The sequence below is a fragment of the Lysinibacillus sp. FSL M8-0216 genome (assembly GCF_038595555.1).
In the GTDB taxonomy this organism is placed as follows: domain Bacteria; phylum Bacillota; class Bacilli; order Bacillales_A; family Planococcaceae; genus Lysinibacillus; species Lysinibacillus fusiformis.
Window position 1 is genome coordinate 1,165,430 of the sequence record NZ_CP152007.1, and the last position, 24,453, is coordinate 1,189,882.

General features: G+C 37.8%; 25 protein-coding genes. 20 read left to right on the plus strand and 5 right to left on the minus strand.

Annotation, left to right across the window (positions count from 1 at the left end):
- Window positions 1-9 precede the first annotated feature (9 nt).
- The 3 genes from MKX57_RS05400 to MKX57_RS05410 are packed head-to-tail and all read left to right on the plus strand — an operon-like array spanning window position 10 to window position 2,289.
- Entirely contained in the window at window positions 10-1,002 is a 993-nt protein-coding gene (locus MKX57_RS05400) for an iron ABC transporter permease (protein WP_008178967.1), read from the plus strand.
- Window positions 1,002-1,784 (plus strand): ABC transporter ATP-binding protein, encoded by a 783-nt coding sequence (locus tag MKX57_RS05405; protein ID WP_089985355.1) that lies wholly within the window; start codon window positions 1,002-1,004, stop codon window positions 1,782-1,784. Before MKX57_RS05400 ends, MKX57_RS05405 begins: the two co-directional genes overlap by 1 nt.
- A 10-nt stretch (window positions 1,785-1,794) precedes the next feature.
- Window positions 1,795-2,289, plus strand: coding sequence for a heme iron utilization protein (locus MKX57_RS05410; RefSeq protein WP_342532315.1), 495 nt, complete (start codon window positions 1,795-1,797; stop codon window positions 2,287-2,289).
- Window positions 2,290-2,322: 33 nt separating this feature from the next.
- Here the strand turns inward: MKX57_RS05410 and MKX57_RS05415 are convergent, their stop codons facing one another.
- Genes MKX57_RS05415 through MKX57_RS05435 form a run of 5 tightly spaced genes read right to left on the minus strand, consistent with a single transcriptional unit; the run spans window position 2,323 to window position 4,797 of the window.
- Window positions 2,323-2,937 (minus strand): ABC-2 transporter permease, encoded by a 615-nt coding sequence (locus tag MKX57_RS05415; protein WP_008178964.1) that lies wholly within the window; start codon window positions 2,935-2,937, stop codon window positions 2,323-2,325.
- Window positions 2,938-2,947: 10 nt separating this feature from the next.
- A complete protein-coding gene (locus MKX57_RS05420) occupies window positions 2,948-3,574 on the minus strand; it encodes an ABC-2 transporter permease (RefSeq protein ID WP_090001031.1) in 627 nt (208 codons plus the stop codon).
- Between the two features lie 2 nt (window positions 3,575-3,576).
- A complete protein-coding gene (locus MKX57_RS05425; RefSeq protein WP_342532316.1) occupies window positions 3,577-4,185 on the minus strand; it encodes an ABC transporter ATP-binding protein in 609 nt (202 codons plus the stop codon).
- Window positions 4,186-4,238: 53 nt separating this feature from the next.
- The gene (locus MKX57_RS05430) at window positions 4,239-4,418 is read right to left on the minus strand and encodes an ATP-binding cassette domain-containing protein (protein WP_342532317.1); all 180 of its coding nucleotides are present in this window, start codon (window positions 4,416-4,418) and stop codon (window positions 4,239-4,241) included.
- Between the two features lies 1 nt (window position 4,419).
- The gene (locus tag MKX57_RS05435) at window positions 4,420-4,797 is read right to left on the minus strand and encodes a GntR family transcriptional regulator (protein ID WP_342532318.1); all 378 of its coding nucleotides are present in this window, start codon (window positions 4,795-4,797) and stop codon (window positions 4,420-4,422) included.
- Between the two features lie 141 nt (window positions 4,798-4,938).
- Between MKX57_RS05435 and MKX57_RS05440 the strand changes: the two genes are divergently transcribed.
- The 17 genes from MKX57_RS05440 to MKX57_RS05520 all read left to right on the plus strand — a co-directional run bounded on the left by MKX57_RS05440 (window position 4,939) and on the right by MKX57_RS05520 (window position 24,452).
- Entirely contained in the window at window positions 4,939-5,202 is a 264-nt protein-coding gene (locus tag MKX57_RS05440; RefSeq protein ID WP_004224966.1) for a hypothetical protein, read from the plus strand.
- Window positions 5,203-5,211: 9 nt separating this feature from the next.
- A complete protein-coding gene (locus MKX57_RS05445) occupies window positions 5,212-5,991 on the plus strand; it encodes an NAD(P)-dependent oxidoreductase (RefSeq protein ID WP_008178957.1) in 780 nt (259 codons plus the stop codon).
- Window positions 5,985-6,575 (plus strand): dipicolinate synthase subunit B, encoded by a 591-nt coding sequence (locus MKX57_RS05450; protein WP_008178956.1) that lies wholly within the window; start codon window positions 5,985-5,987, stop codon window positions 6,573-6,575. Before MKX57_RS05445 ends, MKX57_RS05450 begins: the two co-directional genes overlap by 7 nt.
- 82 nt (window positions 6,576-6,657) lie before the next feature.
- Window positions 6,658-7,695: an aspartate-semialdehyde dehydrogenase gene (locus tag MKX57_RS05455; RefSeq protein ID WP_008178955.1), complete on the plus strand. Its 1,038-nt coding sequence runs from the start codon at window positions 6,658-6,660 to the stop codon at window positions 7,693-7,695.
- 13 nt (window positions 7,696-7,708) lie between these two features.
- Window positions 7,709-8,608 (plus strand): 4-hydroxy-tetrahydrodipicolinate synthase, encoded by a 900-nt coding sequence (gene dapA, locus MKX57_RS05460; RefSeq protein ID WP_008178954.1) that lies wholly within the window; start codon window positions 7,709-7,711, stop codon window positions 8,606-8,608.
- Window positions 8,609-9,503: 895 nt separating this feature from the next.
- Window positions 9,504-11,171: a ribonuclease J gene (locus MKX57_RS05465; protein ID WP_012293318.1), complete on the plus strand. Its 1,668-nt coding sequence runs from the start codon at window positions 9,504-9,506 to the stop codon at window positions 11,169-11,171.
- A gap of 153 nt (window positions 11,172-11,324) precedes the next feature.
- Window positions 11,325-13,619, plus strand: coding sequence for a DNA translocase FtsK (locus MKX57_RS05470; RefSeq protein ID WP_090001035.1), 2,295 nt, complete (start codon window positions 11,325-11,327; stop codon window positions 13,617-13,619).
- 188 nt (window positions 13,620-13,807) lie between these two features.
- Window positions 13,808-14,536, plus strand: coding sequence for a GntR family transcriptional regulator (locus MKX57_RS05475; protein WP_008178950.1), 729 nt, complete (start codon window positions 13,808-13,810; stop codon window positions 14,534-14,536).
- Between the two features lie 54 nt (window positions 14,537-14,590).
- A complete protein-coding gene (locus MKX57_RS05480; RefSeq protein WP_008178948.1) occupies window positions 14,591-15,673 on the plus strand; it encodes a BMP family protein in 1,083 nt (360 codons plus the stop codon).
- A gap of 441 nt (window positions 15,674-16,114) precedes the next feature.
- The gene (locus tag MKX57_RS05485) at window positions 16,115-17,662 is read left to right on the plus strand and encodes an ABC transporter ATP-binding protein (protein ID WP_043990541.1); all 1,548 of its coding nucleotides are present in this window, start codon (window positions 16,115-16,117) and stop codon (window positions 17,660-17,662) included.
- Window positions 17,662-18,708, plus strand: coding sequence for an ABC transporter permease (locus MKX57_RS05490; protein ID WP_008178943.1), 1,047 nt, complete (start codon window positions 17,662-17,664; stop codon window positions 18,706-18,708). Before MKX57_RS05485 ends, MKX57_RS05490 begins: the two co-directional genes overlap by 1 nt.
- 1 nt (window position 18,709) lies before the next feature.
- Window positions 18,710-19,669: an ABC transporter permease gene (locus tag MKX57_RS05495; protein ID WP_008178940.1), complete on the plus strand. Its 960-nt coding sequence runs from the start codon at window positions 18,710-18,712 to the stop codon at window positions 19,667-19,669.
- A gap of 174 nt (window positions 19,670-19,843) precedes the next feature.
- Window positions 19,844-21,115, plus strand: a complete 1,272-nt coding sequence (locus MKX57_RS05500) for a pitrilysin family protein (RefSeq protein WP_008178938.1) — start codon at window positions 19,844-19,846, stop codon at window positions 21,113-21,115.
- The gene (locus MKX57_RS05505) at window positions 21,112-22,410 is read left to right on the plus strand and encodes a pitrilysin family protein (protein WP_089985365.1); all 1,299 of its coding nucleotides are present in this window, start codon (window positions 21,112-21,114) and stop codon (window positions 22,408-22,410) included. The genes MKX57_RS05500 and MKX57_RS05505 overlap by 4 nt, the downstream gene beginning before the upstream one ends.
- A complete protein-coding gene (locus tag MKX57_RS05510) occupies window positions 22,410-23,138 on the plus strand; it encodes an SDR family oxidoreductase (protein ID WP_089985366.1) in 729 nt (242 codons plus the stop codon). Before MKX57_RS05505 ends, MKX57_RS05510 begins: the two co-directional genes overlap by 1 nt.
- Window positions 23,139-23,182: 44 nt before the next feature.
- Window positions 23,183-23,440 (plus strand): DUF3243 domain-containing protein, encoded by a 258-nt coding sequence (locus tag MKX57_RS05515; protein ID WP_008178933.1) that lies wholly within the window; start codon window positions 23,183-23,185, stop codon window positions 23,438-23,440.
- 226 nt (window positions 23,441-23,666) lie between these two features.
- On the plus strand, window positions 23,667-24,452 hold the full coding sequence (locus tag MKX57_RS05520) for a DUF3388 domain-containing protein (RefSeq protein WP_342551112.1): 786 nt from the start codon (window positions 23,667-23,669) through the stop codon (window positions 24,450-24,452).
- The last annotated feature ends 1 nt before the right edge of the window (window position 24,453 follow it).

Below are 24,453 nucleotides of genomic sequence, written 5' to 3' on the forward strand. Positions count from 1 at the left end.
GGTAGAGGTATGATTCTTACAGCAAGAAGTCGCATGATTATTATCACGACATTTGTGGTAACCATATTAGCCGCAGTAATAGCAATAGGATTAGGTAGTGTCCATATTTCTATACCTGATATTTTATCGACCCTTATCAATGGTCGTGGTCAAGAGGGTGTGTATACAACGATTATATGGGATATCCGCCTTCCCCGCGTGTTACTAGCTTTAATTATTGGCGCAAGTATAGCTATATCAGGGGCTTTACTACAGGCAGTCATGGGAAATCCATTAGCAGATCCGGGTTTAACAGGGGTAACAAGTGGTGCTGCAGCATTTGTATTGATAATCCTTTTAGCAAATCCAGAATTAACTCATTTAATTCCTATCGCCGCCTTTGTTGGTGGTTTAATTGCCGCAGCAATTGTCTATGCACTCGCCTGGAGACGGACAGGCATTACCCCAATCACCATTATTTTATCAGGGGTTGCAGTAAATGCTTTATGTGGGGGCGTCATTGGATTTTTGTCGATTTTATATAGTGATCGTCTACCATCGGCAGTACAATGGATGAATGGTAGTCTCGCTGCAAAAGGAAATGCATCGCTGCATATGATTTATTTGTACGCCATTATAGGCTGGATACTATCCATATTTGCGATTCGCAAAGCTAACATTATCCGTTTGGGCGATCAGGTCGCTACTAATTTAGGGGAAAGTGTAACACGTATTCGTATTATGCTATCAATATTAGCTGTCTTTTTAGCAGCGATATCTGTTGCTGCAGTGGGAATGATCAGCTTTGTTGGATTAATTGTACCTCATATGGCGAGATTATTAGTTGGTTCTGATTATAAATACATGTTGCCTATGAGTATGGCCTTGGGGGCGATTGTTTTATTGGTTGCCGATACGGGCGGACGTACATTATTTGCACCACTTGATATTCCGGCGGGTATTTTAATGGCGGTAATCGGTGGACCTTACTTCTTATACTTAATGAGAAAGAGGGCGTTTTAATGTTAAAAATTGAACAGCTATCCATCAGCTATGAACAAAAGGAAGTTGTCCATAATTTTTCATTTGAAGTGGAACAAGGCGAGATTCTATCGATTATTGGACCGAATGGCTCTGGTAAATCAACGATATTAAAGGCGATTGCACGGATGCAGCCGTACAGTGATGGGAATATCCTGTTTGAAGGAGAAAATATGCGTCGACTATCCTCAAAGGAAATTGCACGCAAAATGTGTATGCTGAGTCAGCAAAACCAAGCACCGAGCGATATTTCTGTCAAAAGTTTAGTGGCCTATGGTCGATATCCGCATAAAAAGTGGTTTGAACGCCTGAATGCAGAGGATGAGGCAATTATTGATTGGGCATTGGAAAAAACCTATCTCTCCCAATATAAAGAAAAACCAATAGCCGCTTTGTCTGGTGGTGAGGCACAGCGAGCATGGATTGCGATGGCTTTGGCACAACGGCCACAAGTCTTATTATTGGATGAGCCCACGACCTTTTTAGATATTGCTCATCAGCATGAAGTGCTAGAATTAGTACGGGAGCTTAATCGTGATATGGGTATGACAGTTGTGATGGTGCTTCATGATTTGAACCAAGCCTCTAGTTACAGCGATAAAATCGTCGTTGTAAAGGATGGTAACCGAGCACAAATAGGGACACCGGATGAAGTTATGACTGAACAAATGATCCAACAAATATATCGTATGGAAGCTGAAATTCAATATGTATCTTGGGATAATGCTCCGAGAATTCAATTAAAAAATACGGTAAGAGTATAGGGGGAATAATATGCCAAAAGCAGTTGATATTGAACAAGTAAAACAAGATTATGAAAACTTTATACAAAGTAAAAAAAACTGTGTGTTAAGCTTCGTGAATGGGGAAGGTAAGCCTTTTAGTAGTACTACGCCTTTTGTGCGACTCAACGGAAAGTTTTATGTTTATATTAGCCAAGTAGCAGAGCATTACCAACTCATGGATCAATCTGAAGTGGTTGATTTAATATGTGTAGCAGATGAGGCCGTAACAGCCAATCCATTTGCTCCAGAGCGAGCACGTTGGCAATGTAGGCCGAAAAAATTAGGTAATGAAGGTCATGAGGATATATTTGCGACATTCGATCAACTGTTTAATGCAAAAATGATGGAGTTGTTGCGCTCACTTGATTTTTCTTTATTCGAACTAACACCAATAGAGGGGCGTTATGTTGTTGGATTTGGGAAAGCCTTTACGATTGATATTGCCAATGATACATTAATTCATGTAGTTGTAGATAAAAAATAGGTTGCCTTAAGGGCAGCCTATTTTTTTTGACTGTTAAAATATTTCTCGTGTCATCAATAAATGAAGACATTTTTGAAAAACTAACCAGCTACTAAAGATACTTATAAGCGTAGGGATTAACAAGACGAAAAGATTCCCTCCTACTAGTGATAAATAAAAATGAACAACTGAATTAAGAGCTATAATTAGCACTGTAGCTGTAAGCATCCGTAAAGATCGCATTTTCTCCGTTTCCTCGAGCTGTTGAATATAAAATTGACTAGAAAGAAGAAAAAAAGAGCTACTGATAAAACCAAAATACATGGCAAAATGCCCAATAAAATTTGTAGACGCTTCAGTCTGTGAAAAGTACAAGGGTGCAATTAAAATAAAGAGACTTGCAACAAAGGCATAGCAAAAAAGGAAATCCGACTGTAATTGGACTTTCTTTGAAAGAGGCAAGCTATTAACATAAACTTCCCATTTTACTTGACGATCCCCTTTATATAAATTTTCAACGAGGCTAGCGGAAACAACTACAACAAATAGACAAATGGATGGGCTATCTAAATAAGGCAAGCGTATGAAATAAAGAACGAAACAGATAGTGATTGCAAAAAGGATAGTCCATCTTTGTACGATAAATCTTTGTACTAATAAGGCACGCATGGAATCACCCCTAGAATTCTTTTCGTTTATAGATTTCTGTAGAAATGAGTGAGGATAGCCACAGTAACAGAAGTCCAGCGAAAGGTGTAAAATAGATTAATTGCTTTAAATCTAAAAATGTCATAATCATTGTGGGTATATCCCCTTTAAACATCCCCATTAAAAAGCCAGGGATAAGACAAAGTGCAATCAGAACCATTCTTCCTTTTAGAGAGCCATATTTAATATAAATAGGTAAAAAAACGGCTAAAAGACAAAGGGCCGATGTTACAATCATCATAAACGTGAGGAAAAATTGAGCAGTCATCTCATTACTGCTCAATTGATGAATAAGAAAAATGATTGGTAGAGCAATGACAAGACCGATTAGCATTAATAACACGCTTAGTAAGTATTTACTAAGCACAATATCAGCTTTCGTAATTGGAAAGGTATTAGCGTACTTATCCCAGTTGCATTGTTCATCATACGCAAGGGCAGTAATGGCTTGAATGGTAACAATAAAAACAATAACAGCTAAAAGCATAGAAGTTTCTCGCATAAGAATAGCCATAATAAGGAGAAAAAGTATGACAAATAATTGTGACTTCATTTGACGCTGAATGGTCATAAAATCTTTTACTAGTAAACCAATCATAATCAAACACACCCTTTCACGAAAAATAGCATAATATCTTCGATAGAGGGTCTTTCAAGTTTAAAAATCTCATTTACTTCCTTTTTAAGTACTAATGCCTCGATTCCAAATACGCCATTGCGCTTTCTTATAATCGCATGCTCAGGTAATTCGTTTACCTCCTCAAGACTTCCTTTGAAAATGCCATACTCATATAAAAGGGCATCTTTACTTTCACTCAATAAAATTTCTCCATTATGAATAAGGGTGATATGGTCGGCTATTTTTTCTAAATCACTTGTAATATGGGAAGAAAAAAGAATACTGTGTGTTTCATCCTGCATAAATGCTAAAAATAAATCTAAAATTTCATCGCGAATAATGGGGTCCAAACCACTTGTTGGTTCATCTAAAATTAAGAGCTTCGGATGATGGGACAATGCTAATGCAATTGATAGCTTCATCCTCATGCCTCGCGATAGTTCCTTGATTTTTTTCTTCTTTGGTACGTTAAATTGAGCTAATCGTTCGAAGTAATAGTCTGTATCCCATGTTTTAAATACCTTTTTCATAATTTTGTCGAGCTGAGTAGCAGTCAGCGTTTCGGGTACGTGTAATTCGTCAAAAACCACGCCAATGTCCTTTTTTATCGATTGCTCATGTTCGACATGATCTTTATTAAAAGTTATATATCGCCGTATTCTTTTTTTACTAAATTAAGCATGCATTTAATCGTTGTCGATTTTCCAGCTCCATTTTCTCCAACAAAGCCCATTACTGTTCCTTGAGGTACTGAAAAACTTACATCTTTTAGTGAAAAACCTTCAAATCCTTTATGTAAGTCATGAATTTCAATAGCATTCATCTTAATGATCCCCCTCTAACATTAAAGTGACTAAATCTTGTAATTCTTCATTTGATAGACCAGCTGTTTTCGCTAATTTTACGGCTTTCAGTACATGTTCCTCTACTTGTCGCAAGAGCTCCTCACGCAGGAAATCCTGGTTACGTTCCGTTACAAAGCTTCCCTTCCCAGCGACTGTTTCAATAAAGCCATCCCGTTCTAAATCGGCATAGGCTCGTTTAGTAGTCATTACGCTTATTTTTAAATCTTTAGCTAAAGCACGAATGGATGGTAGGTCATCACCTGCTTGCAATTTATTAGCTAGAATGGCTTCTTTGAGCTGGATGGTGATTTGCTCATATATGGGCTTATCACTGGCATTGCTTAAATGGATATGCAAAATCCTCACCTCTTATAACTGTATATATACACTATATACACCTTGGAGCGGAAATGCAATATATTCCTACTTTTGGTAGGGGGCACGATTTACAAAAACTCGGCATATATTGAGGTAACGGCTCAAGGAGGGAGATGAGGAATGCTACTATCTGAGATGGTGGATAAAGAGTTAATTCAAATTGAGGGTGGTGTACATTTTGGCATCCTGGCTCATACAGAATGCCTATTAGATGTGCAAACAGGAAAAATACATGGTTTTGAGATTGTCAAAGATAAATTACCTTTCCAAAAAAAGAAAATGAAGGTTAGTGAAATGATACCTTGGCACGAAATTATATTAATTGGTGAAGATCGAATTTTATTTAACAAGACATCTACAGTACAGTCAGAATATTTACAGTGAGGTGAGCTTTTGGAAAACGAAAAATGGCTCGTTATCGGTGAGGACTCCAGATTAAAAGAACTAGCAACAATGTTAAGAAGTCCATCGAGAACAGTGTTTTATAAAAGAACGACAGTTTGGAACGAGGAGTTAAATAAACTTGTTTTAGAATTTCAACCAAATAAAATTATTCTACCTATCCTGCCTTTAAAAATAGAAGTAGAACAGCTATATGGTATATCACAGGTTAAATTCTATACAGGTCGTTTAACGATGCACTGGAAGCATCTGCTAGAAAAAAATGAATCCCTTTGCTATTTGCAACAAGAATCGTTTATTTGGCAAAATGCTAGATTAACAGCAGAGGGGTTTATCGCCACGTTTTACGGACTCGAGCAAAAATGTATTTACGGACAAAACTTTACAATCGCAGGTTTCGGACGTATCGCAAAAATGCTCGCTTCTTTACTAGTTAAAATGGGGGCAAATGTTCATATTGTTGCACGTTCGGTTGTACAAGTGAGTGAAGCTAAAGCATATGGCTATAAAGCTACGGACTTAGATGATCGTTTATGGTCAATTAATGAAGGTACATTTATTAATACCATTCCAGCTAAATGGATTACAGAATCGTTTAAAGATCATGTTCCAGCAGTTTTATATGATTTAGCCTCAGAGCCAGGCTGTTTGGATATAGATGCTGAGCAACTGCAAACATATGTACTGTTGCCATCATTGCCTGGGAAATACTTTGCACATGATGCTGCTGAAATTCTGTGCAAGGCCATAGAGGAGGAAGAAAATTGTTAACGGGGAAACGAATTGGCCTAGGTATTACAGCCTCTCATTGTACGTATGAAGATGTCATACCTAAAATTCAAAATTTTATGGATGTTGGTGCAACAGTTATACCAATCATTACCCATTCCGTTTTACATGCAGCTACACGCTTTGGTACAGGGGAGGAATGGATTGCAAAAATAGAAGCTTTAACTGGAGAAAAAGTTATTTCTTCTATAAAAGAAGCGGAGCCATTTGGTCCATCCAATCCACTGGATGCAATGGTAATCGCTCCAATGACAGGTAATAGTATTAGTAAGTTTGCCAATGCGGCCACAGATAGCCCTGTTCTTATGGCAGCAAAGGCAACTTTACGTAATGGATCACCTGTAGTGTTAGGAATTTCAACAAATGATGCACTGGGCTTAAATGGAATAAATATAATGAAGTTGTTAAATGCCAAAAATATTTATTTTATCCCATTTGGTCAGGACTCTCCTCACTCCAAACCAAATTCTCTAATTGCTGATTTTGACCAAATGGTAGATACTGTTCATGCAGCAATTACGCAGAAAAAGCAATTACAACCGCTGTTGATACAATATTTCAAATAAATCATAGATTACACACAATTTTCAGTATTTTTGTGATACAATAGCACACATTATGGAACTTGTATTCAAGGAGAGATGACAGATGACAAAGCAGTTAACAGTTGCGGTTGTTGGAGCAACAGGAGCAGTAGGATCAAAAATGATGGAGCAATTAATCAAACGTAAATTTCCAATAGGGAACATTAAATTTCTAGCATCTGCACGTTCAGCAGGAAAATCAATCGAGTTTAATGGTCAAACATATACAATTGAAGAAGCGACACCTGAAGCTTTTGAAGGCGTCAATGTCGCTTTATTCTCAGCTGGTGGTTCAGTATCAGCTGTGCTTGCACCCGAAGCAGCAAAGCGTGGTGCGGTAGTTATTGACAATACGAGCCATTTCCGAATGGATCCAGAGGTACCACTTGTTGTACCTGAAGTGAATCGAGGCGATCTGGCGAAGCATAAAGGGATTATTGCAAATCCAAACTGCTCGACAATTCAAATGGTAGCTGCACTTGAGCCAATTCGTAAAGCATTTGGATTAACAAAAGTGCTTGTTTCAACGTATCAGGCGGTTTCAGGTGCAGGTATTTCTGCTATTGAAGAATTAAAAACACAAAGCGCAAACTGGGAAGCCGGTAGGGATGTAGAAGCAAATATTTTACCATCTGGTAGTGATAAGCGCCATTACCCAATCGCTCGTAATGTCATTCCACAAATTGATAAATTCACAGATAACGGATTTACATACGAAGAAATGAAAATGATTAATGAGACGAAAAAAATTATGCATGCACCAGGGCTAAAAGTTGCTGCTACTTGCGTTCGTGTGCCGGTCGTTTCAGGTCACTCAGAGTCTGTTTATATTGAGGTAGAGAAAGAAACATCAATCCAAGAGATTTTTGACGTATTACGCAATGCACCAGGTTTAGTATTACAAGATGATATTGCAACACAAACTTACCCAATGCCTATTTATGCAGAAGGGGAAGACGCTACTTTTGTAGGACGTATCCGTCAAGATTTAGACAACAAAAAAGGATTCCATCTATGGATCGTTTCTGACAATCTATTAAAAGGCGCTGCATTAAACTCTATCCAAATTGCAGAAGCAATGCTTGAGGATAACTTACTATAAGAGGGGTGTAAGGATGAATTTAGGTCGAATTGGAACGGCTATGATTACGCCGTTTAAAGATGATGGCACGATAAATTATCCAGAATTAGAACGTATTATTAATCATTTGATCGACAATGGTACAGATTGTATTGTTGCTTGTGGTACGACTTCTGAAAATCCAACAATGTCTACTGAAGAAAAAATAGAGGTTGTTCGTTTTACAGTAGAAAAGGTAGCTGGTCGTGTGCCAGTTATTGCTGGTACAGGGGACAATGAAACAGCATACTCTATAGCCATGACCCATAAAGCAGAAGAAAATGGAGCAGATGGCATCATGCTTGTAGCTCCTTACTACAATAAACCAAATCAACGTGGGATCTTTGCTCACTTTGAAACGATTGCTAAACAAACGAGTCTACCAGTTATGCTCTATAATGTCCCTGGGCGTACTGGTGTGAATGTGGCCTATGAAACTTCTGTTGCATTAAGTAAGATTCCTAACATTGCTTGGATTAAAGAAGCAAGCGGCAATTTGGATCAGATGGGTGATGTTATTGAAAATGTTGATCCAGATGATGATTTCTTAGTGTATAGCGGAGATGATGGCCTAACATTGCCACTAATGGCGATTGGCGGGGCAGGCATTATTTCCGTCGCTGCTCATGTAGTAGGCAATGATATGCAATTAATGATTAAAGCGTTTGAAGAAGGAAATCATAAGCTAGCAGCTAAAATTCACCGAGCATTATTACCTCTTGTACGCGCGCTGTTCGCTCAACCAAACCCTTCACCTATTAAATATGCAATGACAAAACTAGGCTTTGATACACTCAATGTTCGCTTGCCAATGATGGAAATGACCGATGAAGAGAAGGCTAACTTTGATAACATTTGGGATACGTATCAAGAAAAAGCGAGAAGTTTTAGATAAATAAAAACGAGGCAGATCATTCAAATCAGTCTCGCGGACTGTAGACGAACTCAATGAATTTTGAGTTGGCTACAGTCTTTTTTCTTTTACCATAAGATAAAAAAAGTAAAGCCGTTGATTTCCACTATGTGCGGGGTCGATCTGCTTCCCTCACTTTGTTGCTGCTTTGCTTTCGCACAGAAAATATCCGCTCAGTCCAGAATCTCGACTTTCCCGCAATTCACTCCACTCAATTTCTACATAAAGAACTTCTTATTCATTTAAAGTTATGAGGTGGTCAACCATGATGACGGAAAATCAAATCAATGAACGTGAACAATTTGAACTAGCTTAATTGCTTGTACGCTAGGAATATGCCCCTTCGATTGATCAATGAATTCCCAAAGATCATTTCGTGCGAAAACTAAAAGCTGCTATAGATTTTTTATTTAGATATCCTCTAAAAAATTGTCCATGCAGGCGATGCTTGCTTTGGCTGCCATGAATTTAAAGAAACTGGCTATTTGGACATGGCAAGTAACTTAATAGAGCAACTTTGCTCGAAGCGTATGTGGATATCGGCAGTGATTTACCAAATATTGAAAGTGCAAGAGGAAGAAAAGTATAGAGAGTGAACTTCTCGATGGACTTTTTCAACAGTCTGCGAGGCTGATCATTCAAATCGGCTTCCTTTTTATTTCAGAAATCCATAACTTCTCATCCTCAAAAATACTTTAATGACTCTATTTCGATAAGGATTCCAATATCTGTATTTCCATCTGCTAGCAATAAGGAAAAGATAAGAAAATATATTTCTGTTGTGAAACATGTATTTTTAATTTGTGCAAAAGCTTAGCAAACCGTATAATAAATGTTAAGTGGTTGCTGTTCGGGATATTTTTTAGGAGGAAATAAATTGACAAAAAAGAAAAATGAACTGATTCGAATCATCCCTCTTGGGGGTGTGGGCGAAATTGGAAAAGCAATGTACGTAGTAGAAATTGATGAAGAGCTATTTGTAGTAGATAGCGGCTTAATGTTCCCAGAGGACGAGATGCTAGGCATCGATATCGTGATCCCTGACATTACGTACTTAGAAGAAAATAAAGAGCGTGTGAAAGGTATATTCTTAACACACGGACATGAAGATGCAATTGGCTCGATTGCCTATGTATTGCAAAAAATAAAGGCACCAGTGTACGGCTCAAAATTAACAATTGCTCTAGCAAAGGAACATTTGAAAGAATTACCTGCACCACATCAGGTAAAGTTTTTTGAAGTAACAAACCGTAGTCGTATGAATTTCAACTCAACGTATGTAACATTCTTCCACACAACACATAGTATTCCCGATTCGTTAGGGGTAGTGTTCCATACATCTGAAGGCGCGATTGTTCATACAGGAGAGTTCAAATTCGATCAATCAGCGACAGGTAAATTTAAACCTGATTTAGCAAAAATGGCCCAGTTAGGGGAAGACGGCGTCTTTATTCTATTATCTGAGTCTTGCGAAGCTGAACGACCAGGTTATACAACATCGGAAATTGTCATTGAAGAACAATTATCAAAAACATTCCATTCAGCACCAGGTCGTATTTTAGTAGCTGTTTATGCATCGAATTTTATCCGAATTCAACAAGTATTTGCTCAAGCTCAAAAATCATTCCGTAAAGTAGTGATTGTCGGGAAGCCATTAGAGAAGGCTGTAGATTTAGGTGTACAGCTTGGCTATTTAACAGTCGAAGAAGATACGATTATTCCAATTTCAGAAATGCAAAAATATCAAGACGATGAAATTATCATTATTACAACAGGCAATAAAGGGGAGCCTTTAGATGCTCTAGAAAAAATCGTACGTAAGCATCACCGTGACATTAAAATTAAGCAAGGTGATACAGTTTTAATTACATTTACACCTTCTCCTGGTATGGAAGTGCAAATGGCTAATACGATGAACTCCATTTCTAAAGCAGGGGCTGAAATTCTAACTTCTAGCAAAAATGTGCACGTATCAGGTCATGGTAGTCAAGAAGATTTAAAGCTTATGTTAAATTTAATGCAGCCAAAGTATTTTATTCCTGTTCAAGGGGAATATCGTATGCTGATTGCCCACTCTAAATTAGCTCAACAGCTAGGCATGCAAAAATCCCAAATATTTATCGCTGATAAAGGGGATATTGTTGAATATAAAAATAATAAGATGCGCATGAGTGGACGTGTACAAGCTGGTAACGTCTTAATTGATGGGATCGGTGTTGGCGATGTGGGGAATATTGTTCTTCGTGATCGTAAATTATTATCACAGGATGGTATTTTCATTGTGGTCGTGACCTTAAATCGTGCCCAAAAGAAAATTGCATCTGGTCCAGAAATTTTATCACGCGGCTTTGTATATGTTCGTGAATCAGAAGAGTTAATGGTTGAGGCATCGGACATCGCAAGGACTGTCATTGAAAAATATGTAGGGAAAGATACATTTGAATGGACGAATATTAAGCAAGAAATTCGTGACACTTTAAATACGTACCTATTCCAGAAAACAAAGCGTCGTCCAATGATTATCCCAATTATTATGGAATATTAATACAAATGACTCATCGTCAAGGCTTTGAGGAAAAGTAAATGGAAAAGGATTTTCTCCCAATTGCGGTGGAAAATCCTTTTTTTGAAATGTTCGAGTTCTACATGGTATGATTCGCTACATATATAAAATGGATTGCAGAAGAAGGTGATAGAAATGGCGGTTAGTAAAAGAAAAAAGGCTACTAAAAGCAAAGCAACAACAGAAAAAAAAGAAATGTCTCCACTTATGTATGAAATTCTAGGACTGCTCTTAATTGCGCTTGCGGTCATCATGATTTTTGAATATGGTATGATCGGGCGTACGCTACAAACATTCGCAATGTTTCTATTAGGAAATTTACATTTTGCGGTTCCATTTATGCTAATATTTGTTGCGTTATTAATGATGATTGGTCGAAAAAAAGTCGGTATGAAAGACCGCTTAATTCTAGGTATGCTCCTCATTATTATGAGCTTAACCATCTTTAGTCATGGCATATTATTTGAACAATTATCAAAATCAGGTGGCTTATTATCTGATTCGGTTCTCCGTGAATCATGGCGAATTCTCATCAATACCGAGGGGATTATTCATCGCAGTAATGCACTAGGTGGTGGAATGATTGGTGCTCTTTTATTTAGTGGTCTTCACGTTCTATTTGAAGCATCAGGGGCAAGAGTCGTTGCTTGGGTTATTTTCTTTATCGGCTTGATTTTGGTTACTGGAAAAGCATTAGTGCCATATTTGGCAGAGAAAATGCCAGATTTATTTGGTAAATGGAAAAAGAAACATCGAGATAAGAAAAAAAATGCACCTAAAAAGCCAAGCAATCGTCGTTCTAGAGCAGAAAGTGTGGACGAGATTGCAGCGGTCAATCAAACTACGGATATGCCTGAGCAAGAAGAAGAAGAAATACATCATGAGCCTATTATTTCTGCATTTACCCAAAATGTATCTCAGGAAAGAACTATATTTGATCAGACAGAAATAGTGGACAATGAACACGATGAAGCTATGGATGAGGTCCATATTCAAGGGACAGATACTGTAGAAAATGCAGACTACCAGCTTCCATCTTATAATCTATTACAATTACCACCACAACATGACCAAAGTGGAGAATATTCCGTCATCCAGGCGAACGCCAAAAAGCTTGAACAAACATTGCAAAGCTTTGGCGTAAAGGCAAAGGTCACACAAGTTCATTTAGGACCAGCCGTTACAAAATATGAAATCTTACCTGATATTGGTGTCAAGGTAAGTAAAATTGTCAATCTGCAAGATGATCTAGCATTAGCGCTGGCTGCCAAGGATATTCGTATGGAGGCACCAATCCCTGGGAAATCCGCCATTGGTATTGAAGTGCCAAATAGTGAGGTAGCCATTGTTACTTTACGAGAGGTATTAGAATCGAAGGATGGCGCTAAGCCAGAAGCATTGTTGCAGGTAGCATTTGGACGAGATATTACGGGACAAGCAGTGCTAGCAGAGCTCAATAAAATGCCGCATTTACTAGTAGCGGGTTCAACGGGTAGTGGGAAAAGTGTCTGTATAAATGGCATAGTAGTATCCATACTAATGCGTACAAAACCACATGAAGTAAAGCTTATGATGATTGACCCGAAAATGGTGGAGTTAAACGTTTATAACGGTATTCCCCATTTATTGGCGCCTGTTGTGACCGATGCACGAAAAGCTTCTCAAGCCTTGAAAAAAGTTGTTTCTGAAATGGAACGTCGATATGACCTGTTTTCACATACTGGAACACGAAATATTGAAGGCTATAATAATCATGTACAAAAGGTCAATGAACAGACAGATGAAAAGCATCCTAAGCTACCTTATATTGTAGTCATTGTAGATGAGTTAGCAGATTTGATGATGGTCGCATCTAGTGATGTGGAGGATTCAATTACCCGTTTAGCCCAAATGGCACGTGCAGCAGGAATCCATTTGATTATTGCAACGCAAAGACCAAGTGTAGATGTTTTAACAGGTGTCATTAAAGCTAATATTCCATCCCGAATTGCTTTTGCAGTTTCTTCAGCTATTGATTCGAGAACGATTTTAGATATGGGTGGAGCAGAACGATTACTTGGTCGCGGAGATATGTTATTTTTACCAGCCGGTGCATCGAAACCAAAACGGGTACAAGGAGCCTTTTTATCGGATCAAGAGGTTGAGGCTGTTGTGAATTTTGTTATAGAACAGCAAAAGGCTCAGTATCAAGAGGAGATGATTCCTACTGAAGAAGAAACGATTTTAGAGGAAACCGATGAATTATATGACGAAGCTGTACAATTAGTGGTAAGTATGCAAACAGCATCTGTCTCCATGCTTCAGCGTCGCTTCCGAATAGGATATTCAAGGGCAGCACGTATTGTTGATCAGATGGAACAACGCGGTATTGTCGGGCCTCCTGAGGGCAGTAAACCTCGTCAGGTGCTTATTCATCAATACGACAATTAAACATTAAGTGGATGGTCCTTTCTGTATATTTGTCCATTTATTTGCAACGAATTTGAAGAAAGAATGAATTCTATAACAGATTTTATTTAAAACTGTTTATTTCATTCTGCAAAAATGTTATATTTATGAACGATTAGTAGGAATGTTGTACATCAGATGTCTGATCTCTGATTTTGGTGGTGATATATGTGACTATTAAAGCAGATCATCGTCATCTCTATCTTCAAGTAATCGATCGTTTAAAATCTGACATTGAGGCTGGCATTTTTAAAGAAAATGAAAAGCTGCCTTCAGAATTTGAATTATCGAAATCACTCGGAGTCAGTCGAGCAACACTTAGAGAGGCACTTCGACTGTTGGAAGAGGAAAATGTGATTGTGCGCCGACACGGGGTTGGGACTTTTGTCAACCCTAAGCCGTTGTTTACATCAGGCATCGAGCATTTATCGAGCATTTCTTCTATGATCGAGGCAGCGGGTATGGAGCCTGGTTCGCGTTTTTTAAAAGCGGCCGAGCACATCCCTTCTGAGGAAGATTTAAAACGCTTCCAATGTGATGGCGACGATAAAATACTCACAATTGAACGTGTCAGAACAGCGGACGGTGAGCCCGTAGTTTACTGTATAGACAAGCTACCCGCAAGCTTCCTGCCTACTGACTTTGTCGAAAAAAAAGAAGTTTCACTGTTCTCTGCTCTTGAGCAATCTGGAAAAATCCATGTGGCCTATGCGGTTACGTACATTGATCCAGTTGGGTATCATGAACAAGCTTCACCGATTTTAAACTGTGGACGTGAAACAGCTCTTTTAGTGTTAAAGCAGTTGCATTACGATGACCATGATCAAGTAGTGCTCTATTCAAAAAATTATTTCCGAGCTGATAAATTCAGCTTCCATGTAGTTCGTAAACGGGTGTAGAACATTTCTAAATTTTTTTCCTGCTAATTACAATACCTTTGGGGGGTTAATTAAATGAAAAAACGTAAATTTGGTTTAGTATTAACATCAGTATTAGCGGCAAGTGCAATTTTAGGTGCTTGTGGTACAAAAGACGAAAAGCCTGCAAAAGAAAATGATAACGCTTCAGGTGGAGAAACATCAGAAGAATCATTTTCAGTAGCAATGGTTACTGACGTAGGTGGCGTTGATGACAAATCATTCAACCAATCTGCATGGGAAGGTGTTCAAGCTTACGGAAAAGAACACGGTCTTAAAAAAGGTGATGGTGGTTTCGACTACCTACAATCAGCTTCAGATGCTGACTATGAAACAAACTTAAACAACTTAGTGCGTCGTGACTTTAACTTAGTTTATGGTATCGGTTTCATGATGGCTGATGCAATCGATGCAGTAGCAGCTGAAAATCCAGACAATCACTTTGCGTTGATTGATGCTGAAGTGAAAGCAGACAACGTAGTAAACGTACTGTTCAAAGAGCAAGAAGGTGCTTTCTTAGCTGGTGTTGCTGCAGCTAAAATGTCTAAATCAGGTAAAATCGGCTTCGTAGGTGGCGTAGATATTCCAGTTATTAACCGCTTCCACGCTGGTTTTGTTGAAGGCGCTAAAGCAGTAAATCCAGATATCGACATCCAAGTAAAATACACTGGTGCATTTGATAAAGCAGATCTAGGAAAAATCACTGCTAACAGCATGTACTCTTCAGGTGTAGATGTCATCTTCCACGCTGCTGGTGCAACTGGTAATGGTGTATTCTCTGAAGCAAAAGAACGTAAAGCAAAAGATCCGAATGCAGATGTATGGGTTATCGGTGTAGATGCTGACCAATACGAAGAAGGTAAAGTAGACGATAAAACAAACGTAACTTTAACTTCTATGTTAAAAGGAGTTAACACAGCAGTAGTAGATATTTCAAACAGAGCGAAAAAAGGTGACTTCCCTGGTGGAGAAACACTTGTTTATGGTTTAGCTGAAGATGGAGTTAAACTTGCGGATTCTCGCGGTGCAATTCCAGAAGATGTACAAAAAGTAATCGATGAATATAAAGAAAAAATTGCTAAGGGTGAAATCGAAGTTCCAGAAAAAGTGGAAAAATAATTCATCTTTTGATCATCATAAGGGACTTTTAAGAAGGACCTTATGATGATTTTTCAATCTATCGTTATATTTAGATTATTCGCAATTCTCTATTTAACTAGATTTATATGAACCTTTTAGAGGTAGTATTAAGATTTTGATAATGATGGTAACAAGTTAATAGAAGAAAGGTTTCTAACGATGACCTTTCCTGTATTAATTTAGCAAAACACCTACCTCTATAGGTGGGATTATATCAGTAAATAAAAGATAGCCTTTGGTAACGAAAGCGGTCTAAAGAATTAGAGAACTGTAGCAAAAAAGCTCTAACGGTCATCTAGTTTATGTATATTTCGAATACTGGATGTATTGCTAATCTGTGCCATCAGTCATAGTAGAGGCAGATACTAAACGCTAAGGCGAAATTACTTTATAAAAGTGCCTATTAAGGGAGTGACAATATTGGAATATGTGATTGAAATGCTAGGAATCCGGAAAGAATTCGGTAATTTCGTGGCGAATAATAATATCACCCTCCAACTGAAACAAGGCGAAATCCATGCATTGCTTGGAGAGAATGGTGCGGGTAAATCGACTTTGATGAACGTCCTTTTTGGTTTGTATCAACCAGAGGGTGGCGAAATTCGCGTTCGTGGGAATGCTGTAAAAATTACAAACCCAAATGTTGCCAATGATTTAGGGATTGGTATGGTGCATCAGCACTTTATGTTGGTAGAGAATTTTACAGTAACAGAAAATATTATTTTAGGCTCCGAGCCAACTAAAATGGGTATTGTCAATATAAAAGATGCATCTAAAAAAGTACAAGCCCTTTCTGAGAAATATGGCTTGGATGTAGATCCTAATGCCAAAATTGAAGATATCACTGTTGGTATGCAACAACGTGTTGAAATATTAAAAACATTATACCGTGGTGCAGAAATTTTAATTTTTGATGAACCAACAGCCTCTTTAACACCACAAGAGATTACGGAATTAATTCAAATTATGCGTCGTCTTATTGCTGAGGGGAAATCTATTATTTTGATTACCCACAAGCTAAAAGAAATTATGGAAGTGTCCGATCGTGTAACAATTATCCGTAAAGGTGAAGGAATTGGCACTGTTGTAACCGCTGACACAAATCCTGATCAGCTAGCTGAAATGATGGTTGGCCGACAAGTTGAATTTAAAACAGAAAAAACGGATGCGAATCCAACTGATGAAGTACTTGCTATCCATGACTTAGTCGTAACGGATTACCGTAATATTGATAAGGTAAAAGGTCTGAACTTAAAGGTTCGCAAGGGTGAAATCGTCGGTATAGCAGGTATAGATGGAAATGGTCAATCAGAATTGATCGAGGCGATTACAGGTCTTCGTAAAATTAAAAGTGGTACTGTTGAACTGAATGGTAAAAATATTACAAATTTGAAGCCTCGTAGTATAACAGAAGAAGGCGTTGGGCATATTCCGCAAGACCGTCATAAGCATGGTTTAGTACTAGATTTCCCGATTGGTCATAATATTGCGCTACAAACGTATTACCAATCTCCTATAGCTAAAGGCTTTGTAATGGACTATAAAAAAGTGTCGGAGAAAGCCAATCAAATTATTAAAGAATACGACGTACGTACAGGTAATGGTGAAATGACACCTGCTCGTGCATTATCTGGTGGTAACCAACAAAAGGCTATTATTGGTCGTGAAATTGATCGTAATCCAGATTTATTAATTGCCGCTCTACCAACACGAGGTCTTGACGTAGGGGCGATTGAATTTATTCACTCGCGTCTTATTGAGCAACGTGATAAAGGGAAAGCTGTTCTGTTAATTTCCTTTGAATTAGATGAGGTTATGAATGTATCGGATCGCATTGCCGTTATTTATGATGGTCAAATTGTGGACGAATTAAATCCTAAAGAAACAACAGAACAAGAGCTTGGATTATTAATGGCAGGTCAAAGTAAAAAAAATAACAAGCATGATGCGAAGGAGGGGAACGACTAATGTCAAATCGTGTCATTAATATACTCGTTCCTATCATCTCTATCATTATCGGTTTAATTGTAGGGGCTATCGTCATGATAGTCAGTGGCTATGACCCAGTACAAGGTTATATCGCTCTTTGGACAGGTATTTTTGGAGATTCATATTCAATAGGGAACACAATTCGTCAAATTACACCATATATATTAGCAGGACTTGCAGTAGCATTCGCCTTCCGTACAGGGCTGTTTAATATTGGTGTTGAAGGTCAGCTTATTTTAGGTTGGTTAGCAGCAGCTTGGGTAGGTTATGCATTTGAGCTACCTAAAGTTATACACTTACCTTTGGCGTTACTTGCAGCAGCAGCAGCAGGTGCATTTTGGGCCTTTATTGCAGGTTTCTTAAAAGCGAAATTTAAAGTGCATGAAGTAATTGCGACAATTATGCTTAACTATACTGCGTTATATATTGCAAACGCGGTCATTAAAAAATTGTCAGATGGTAGCTTTAAAACAGAACGTATCCATGAATCAGCTTCATTACGTTCTCCGTTTTTAAGAGAGCTTACAGACAACTCAAGTCTTCACTATGGGATCATTGTTGCACTATTAATGGTTGTTGTTATGTGGTTCATTTTAGAAAAAACAACGCGTGGATATGAGCTGAAAGCTGTAGGGTTCAACAAAAACGCTGCAGATTATGCTGGTATGAGCGTTAACAAAAACATTATTTTAGCCATGACTATTTCAGGTATGTTTGCAGGTCTTGGCGGAGCGATGGAAGCTCTAGGTACATTCCAAAACGCATCCATTAAACCTGGCTTCACTGGAATTGGTTTCGATGGTATCGCCGTAGCCTTACTTGGTGCAAATACACCGCTTGGCGTAGTATTCGGGGCATCACTCTTTGGTTCATTAAAATATGGTGCTTTAAATATGCCAAATGCTGCTGGTATACCGGAAGAAATTGTATCGATTATCATCGCGTTAATTATCTTCTTCGTAGCATCAGGCTATATTATTCGAGTAGGCTTACAGAAGCTGAGCAAGAAAAAGGAGGGACAATAACATGAGCTTTTTAGAAATGTTATATTTCATCATCCCTTCAGCGATTCTATATGCAACACCCTTGATTTTTACAGCCATCGGTGGGGTATTCTCTGAACGCTCTGGTGTTGTCAACATCGGGCTAGAGGGCTTAATGATTGTTGGTGCTTTTGTTGGTATATTTATCAATTTAGAATTTGCTTCATCATTAGGTGCGGCAACTGTTTGGGTAGCAATGCTAGCGGCTGTTGTAATTGGTGCGATTTTCTCACTTTTCCATGCCGTTGCTTCTATTTCATTCCGTGCCGATCAAACAGTATCAGGGGTAGCTATTAACTTATTAGGCTTAGCTGCTACTGTATTCTTAGTAAAAATGATTTATGATAAAGGTCAAACAGATATGATTGACCAACCGATTCGCCGTTTTGGTATTCCTTATTTAGAGGACATTCCATTCTTTGGCCGTTTATTGTTCCATGATGTTTACAGTACGTCTATTCTGGCGTTTGTGGTAGCATTTGGTGCTTGGTTTATTATTTATAAAACACCATTTGGCTTACGCCTTCGCGCTGTAGGTGAACACCCAATGGCGGCAGATACAATGGGAATTAACGTCAATAAAATGCGTTATATTGCTGTTATGATTTCTGGAGCTCTAGGTGGACTTGGTGGTGCTGTCTATGCACAAACAATTACGCACGACTTCTCACATGCGACAATTGCTGGTCAAGGTTTCATGGCGATTGCTGCCATGATTTTCGGGAAATGGCATCCAATTGGCGCGCTAGGTGCAGCCCTATTCTTCGGTTTAGCACAAACATTAAGTATTGCAGGGAACCAAATTCCATTCATTGAAAATGTTCCAGCCGTTTATCTACAAATCTTACCGTATGTATTAACAATCCTTGCTTTAGCAGGCTTTATTGGTAAAGCGAATGCTCCTAAGGCAAGTGGTCAACCATATATTAAAGGTAAGCGTTAAAATAAGTCATGATCAAAGACTGAGTGAAATATGCTCAGTCTTTTTTTCATGTTGAATTCATATAATTTATAATTTTTCCCATACATACTTTGGATTCTTTTTGCAATTATAGACAGTAGACATGTATAGTATGTGTAGTACATCGTTATATTAAGAAGGATAGGAGGGTTTCATATGTTTAAAACTATACCTTTTGCCAAAGGTGTCAATTTGCATATCCGACAAACGACCCAATTTAAAACCGTAAATTTTTCAATTAAATGGAGAAGAGCATTAACAGCTAAAAGTGCATCGGAACGTACTGTGTTAACCAATGTACTGCAGCATAGTAATGCTAAATATAAAACAACTGCTGCTTTCAGAAGCTTCTTAGATGATCTATATGGCACTGTTTTATATTTTGATACGTCTAAACGAGGTAATGAACATACAGTGCTTATGAATGTGGAGACGGTAAATGATCATTATTTAGCAAATACAAGTGTGTTAAATGACATGCTTGGTTTATTGCACACGGCTATTTTTGAGCCAAATTTAGAAAATGGAGTTTTTAAGGAATCCATTGTGGAACGTGAAAAGAAGACAGTTATACAACGTATTGAATCTATTTTTGATGATAAATCTCGCTTTGCACAATTCCGCTTACAACAAATCCTAAGACCAAACGAACCAGCATCTATTTCGGCAAATGGTAGTGTTGAGGAAATTCAAAAAATTACCCCTTCCTCCTTATTTGAGGCTTATCAATCGATGCTAGCTAACGATAAAATAGATATTTATGTTGCTGGGGATATTAATGAAGAGGAAATTGTAGCGAAATTAAAAAAAGCGCTACCATTTAATGATCGTACACCTGAGGAAGTACCAGCTGTTCTTCCGCAACAACATCCTCAAAACGATTATGTTCGAGAACAGCATGAGATGAAGCAAGGGAAGCTTCACATTGGCTTTAGTACGCCAGTAAGATTTGGTAGTCCGGACTTTGCTAAAATGCAGATTTTTAATGGTATTTTCGGCGGCTATCCACACGCTAAATTGTTTATGAATGTTCGTGAAAAAGAAAGTTTGGCTTATTATGCTTCTAGCTCCTATGCTTCTCATTATGGTCTCGTATTTGTAGTTTCTGGTATCGAGGCTAAAAATGAGGAAAAGGCGTTATCACTAATTAAAGAACAGCTTGCGACATTGCAATCTGGCAACATTACTGATTTAGAGCTAGAACAAACAAAAGCAATGCTCACGAATCAATTAAAAGAGTCCTTGGATTCTGCCCGTGGACAAATTGAAATTTTTGATCAATATAAAGATTTACCAGAGGAATTCTCTGTGGAATCTTGGGCTAATAAGTGGAAAGCTGTGACGAAGGAAGATGTTATGGATATGGCGAAGCAAGTGCAGCTTGAAGCGGTCTATTTCTTATGTGGAAAGGAGCAAGCCGCACAATGAAAACAATTGAATTTAAGCAATTAGATGAAACTCTTTATTATGAAAAGCTTGAAAATGGATTAGATGTATATATCTTGCCGAAAAAAGGTTTTTCTAAAACATTTGTTACATTTACAACGAAGTACGGTTCTATTGATCGCACTTTTGTACCAATAGGTCAAACAGAAAGCATTACTGTGCCAGATGGAATTGCTCACTTCTTAGAGCATAAAATGTTCGAAAAAGAAGATGGCGACGTCTTCCAAAAGTTCAGTGAATATGGAGCTTCAGCTAACGCCTTTACATCATTTACGCGTACGGCATACTTATTCTCTTCAACTGATAATATTTACAAAAGTACCGAAACATTATTGAATTTTGTGCAAGAGCCTTACTTTACGGAAGCGACTGTCAACAAAGAAAAAGGAATTATTGGGCAAGAAATTACCATGTATGATGATCAACCAGATTGGCGCCTATATTTTGGCACGATTGAAAATATGTATCATCATCACCCAGTAAAAATTGATATTGCTGGTACAATTGAATCGATTGATGGCATTACGGCCGATCATTTATATACGTGCTACAATACATTTTATCACCCATCTAATATGCTATTATTTGTGATTGGTGCAGTGGACCCTGAGGAAATGATGACTTTTATTCGTGATAATCAAAGAAAAAAGGAGTTCTCAGAACCGGTATCCATTCAACGTTTCTTTGATGAAGAACCAACAGAGGTAGCGATAAATGAACGGACATTAAACATGGATGTACAAAAGCCTAAAGTTTATGTTGGATTGAAGGCAAAAGAAACCAATTTGTCAGGGCGAGAAATGTTAAAGCATGAGCTATCTGTTCAAATTGCACTAGAACTTATTTTTGGACGTACATCTAATTTTTATGAACGTGTTTACGAGGAAGGTTTAATTGATGAAACGTATGCATTTGATTTTACATTAGAAAATGGTTTTGGATTTGCTATGATCGGTTCTGATTCATCAGAGCCTGATAAATTAACTTCTGCAATAAAAGAAGAATTGGCTAAATTTGAAGGGAAATCACACTTTGAAGGTGCTGATTTAGAACGTATTAAACGTAAAAAAATTGGTTTCTTCTTACGCGCTTTGAATTCTATTGAGTTTATCGCCAATCAATTTACTCGTTACTCCTTTAATGACATGAATTTATTTGATGTTGTCCCGGTTCTTGAGGAATTAACAGTTGATGATTTATATAAAGCATTTGCCTCAGTACAAGGTGAATCTCAACAAACCGTGTTTAAAATTTTACCAAGTAAGCAGGATGCCTAGTGAAAAAGTTTGCTCTTGTACTAGGTGCTTCAGGTGAGATTGGTCACGCTATTTGTCATAGCTTAGCAGAAGAAGGCTGGTCCATCTATTTACATTATTCAACTAATAAAAATGCTGCAGAAACTTTATGTCATACACTTTTTAAAACTTTCCCTGCGCAAGAATTTATGCTTGTACAGGGGGATTTTTCAATTGAAACAGGAGCAGAAATGGTAGCCGCACAGATTTTTAATGTGCAGGCTATTATTTTCGCAAATGGACAAGCGCATTATTCGCTGCTAGAGGATACAACAGTAAAAGATATGGACGCACTATGGCGAGTCCATGTTCAAAATCCGATGAGGCTGACCGCTTTACTATCTGAAAAGCTTCGTCAGCATGATGTCAGCTATGTTTTATTTATAGGCTCTATATGGGGCGAAGCTGGGTCAGCTGGTGAGGCGCTGTACGCAACGGTAAAAGGAGCACAACATGCATTTGTTAAATCCTATGCAAAGGAAGCGGCATTATCTCGTATTCGAGTAAATGCCATTGCTCCTGGCTTCATTAATACATCCATGAACAGTCATTTAAGTAAAGATGAGCTTAATTATATATTGGAGGATATCCCTTTAGGGTCAATTGGGCAAACAAAAGACGTAGCTGAGATGGTTCGCTTTTATTTATCTGGGAAAGCCGATTATGTAACTGGACAAATCATTCGATTAAATGGTGGCTGGTACATATAATATTCTTTTTTACACATACTACATGTGTAAAGGAGGAGGAACATATGACCATTTTAGAAAACTGGCAAAAATGGACATCGTTTTTAGGACAAAACGTTATGCAAGCTGAATCAAGTGGTATGCCTAAGAAAATGATTCAAGCAGCTGCTGTCCAAATTGGTGAATATTTAGCTTCAAATGTAGATCCTAAAAACGAGCAAGAGCGAGTGCTATCAGATTTATGGGGCGTTGCCTCTGAAGATGAAAAGCATGCTTTGGCGAATTGTGTCGTTAAGCTTGTCCAAAATAAGCACGTGCAATAAAAAAAGAGGAGAGCTTATCTCCTCTTTTTTCTATATAAAAAATTTATTTTTTAGTGAAAACGGGAACGTATGTAAGCCTTATTTCTATGCATTCAAAAAAATTAGTAAGTTTTTAAAAATAACGCCGTAATTCCATGTATTCTAACTTTCCATTACATAAAAAATCAGCTATGATGGAACTTATAAAGGATTTTTTACGTTAACTAATAGGAAGGGAACGAGTGTGTTGAGCGATTGGTACTTTGAATATGAGATTCAGGTGAATCGCCCTGGATTATTAGGAGATATTGCTTCACTTTTAGGGATGCTACGTGTCAATATTATTTCAATTAATGGTGTCGATGAGAATCGACGTGGTATGTTAGTGCATACAGACAATGATGAGGCAATTGAACGTTTTCGTACAATTGTTTCGACAATGGAACATATTAACGTGACCAAATTTCGACAACCGAAACTTCGAGACCGCTTAGCTATTAGACACGGTCGTTATATTCCTCGAGATGCAGATGAAAAAAACACTTTCCACTTTGTAAGAGATGAACTTGGTATTTTAGTCGATTTTATGGCCGAACTCTTTAAAAAAGAGGGACATAAGCTGATTGGTATTCGTGGCATGCCACGCGTTGGTAAAACGGAGTCTATAGTAGCAGCAAGTGTTTGTGCCAATAAAAAGTGGATTTTTCTATCATCCACAATGATAAAACAAACCGTTCGTAATAAACTAGTGGGGGATGAATTTAGTCGTAATAATATTTTTATTTTAGATGGTATTGTGACTCGTCGCTCTTCTGATGAGCGACATCTACAATTAGTGCGTGAAATGATGAATATGCCATGCATTAAAGTTGTAGAGCATCCTGATATGTTTGTTCAGCATTCCGAATATAAAATAGAGGATTTTGATTATATTATTGAATTACGTCATCACACAGATGAAGAAATTACTTATGAAATAATGGAAAAAAATCATATGTCCGAATCCGATTCATTTGGTGGATTTAATTTTTAAT

Coding starts and splice junctions, on each gene's coding strand:
- MKX57_RS05400 (WP_008178967.1), top strand. CDS start 10: ATGATTCTTACAGCAAGAAGTCGCATGATTATTATCACGACATTTGTG.
- MKX57_RS05405 (WP_089985355.1), top strand. CDS start 1,002: ATGTTAAAAATTGAACAGCTATCCATCAGCTATGAACAAAAGGAAGTT.
- MKX57_RS05410 (WP_342532315.1), top strand. CDS start 1,795: ATGCCAAAAGCAGTTGATATTGAACAAGTAAAACAAGATTATGAAAAC.
- MKX57_RS05415 (WP_008178964.1), bottom strand. CDS start 2,937: ATGCGTGCCTTATTAGTACAAAGATTTATCGTACAAAGATGGACTATC.
- MKX57_RS05420 (WP_090001031.1), bottom strand. CDS start 3,574: ATGATTGGTTTACTAGTAAAAGATTTTATGACCATTCAGCGTCAAATG.
- MKX57_RS05430 (WP_342532317.1), bottom strand. CDS start 4,418: ATGAATGCTATTGAAATTCATGACTTACATAAAGGATTTGAAGGTTTT.
- MKX57_RS05440 (WP_004224966.1), top strand. CDS start 4,939: ATGCTACTATCTGAGATGGTGGATAAAGAGTTAATTCAAATTGAGGGT.
- MKX57_RS05455 (WP_008178955.1), top strand. CDS start 6,658: ATGACAAAGCAGTTAACAGTTGCGGTTGTTGGAGCAACAGGAGCAGTA.
- dapA (WP_008178954.1), top strand. CDS start 7,709: ATGAATTTAGGTCGAATTGGAACGGCTATGATTACGCCGTTTAAAGAT.
- MKX57_RS05470 (WP_090001035.1), top strand. CDS start 11,325: ATGGCGGTTAGTAAAAGAAAAAAGGCTACTAAAAGCAAAGCAACAACA.
- MKX57_RS05480 (WP_008178948.1), top strand. CDS start 14,591: ATGAAAAAACGTAAATTTGGTTTAGTATTAACATCAGTATTAGCGGCA.
- MKX57_RS05490 (WP_008178943.1), top strand. CDS start 17,662: ATGTCAAATCGTGTCATTAATATACTCGTTCCTATCATCTCTATCATT.
- MKX57_RS05495 (WP_008178940.1), top strand. CDS start 18,710: ATGAGCTTTTTAGAAATGTTATATTTCATCATCCCTTCAGCGATTCTA.
- MKX57_RS05500 (WP_008178938.1), top strand. CDS start 19,844: ATGTTTAAAACTATACCTTTTGCCAAAGGTGTCAATTTGCATATCCGA.
- MKX57_RS05505 (WP_089985365.1), top strand. CDS start 21,112: ATGAAAACAATTGAATTTAAGCAATTAGATGAAACTCTTTATTATGAA.
- MKX57_RS05515 (WP_008178933.1), top strand. CDS start 23,183: ATGACCATTTTAGAAAACTGGCAAAAATGGACATCGTTTTTAGGACAA.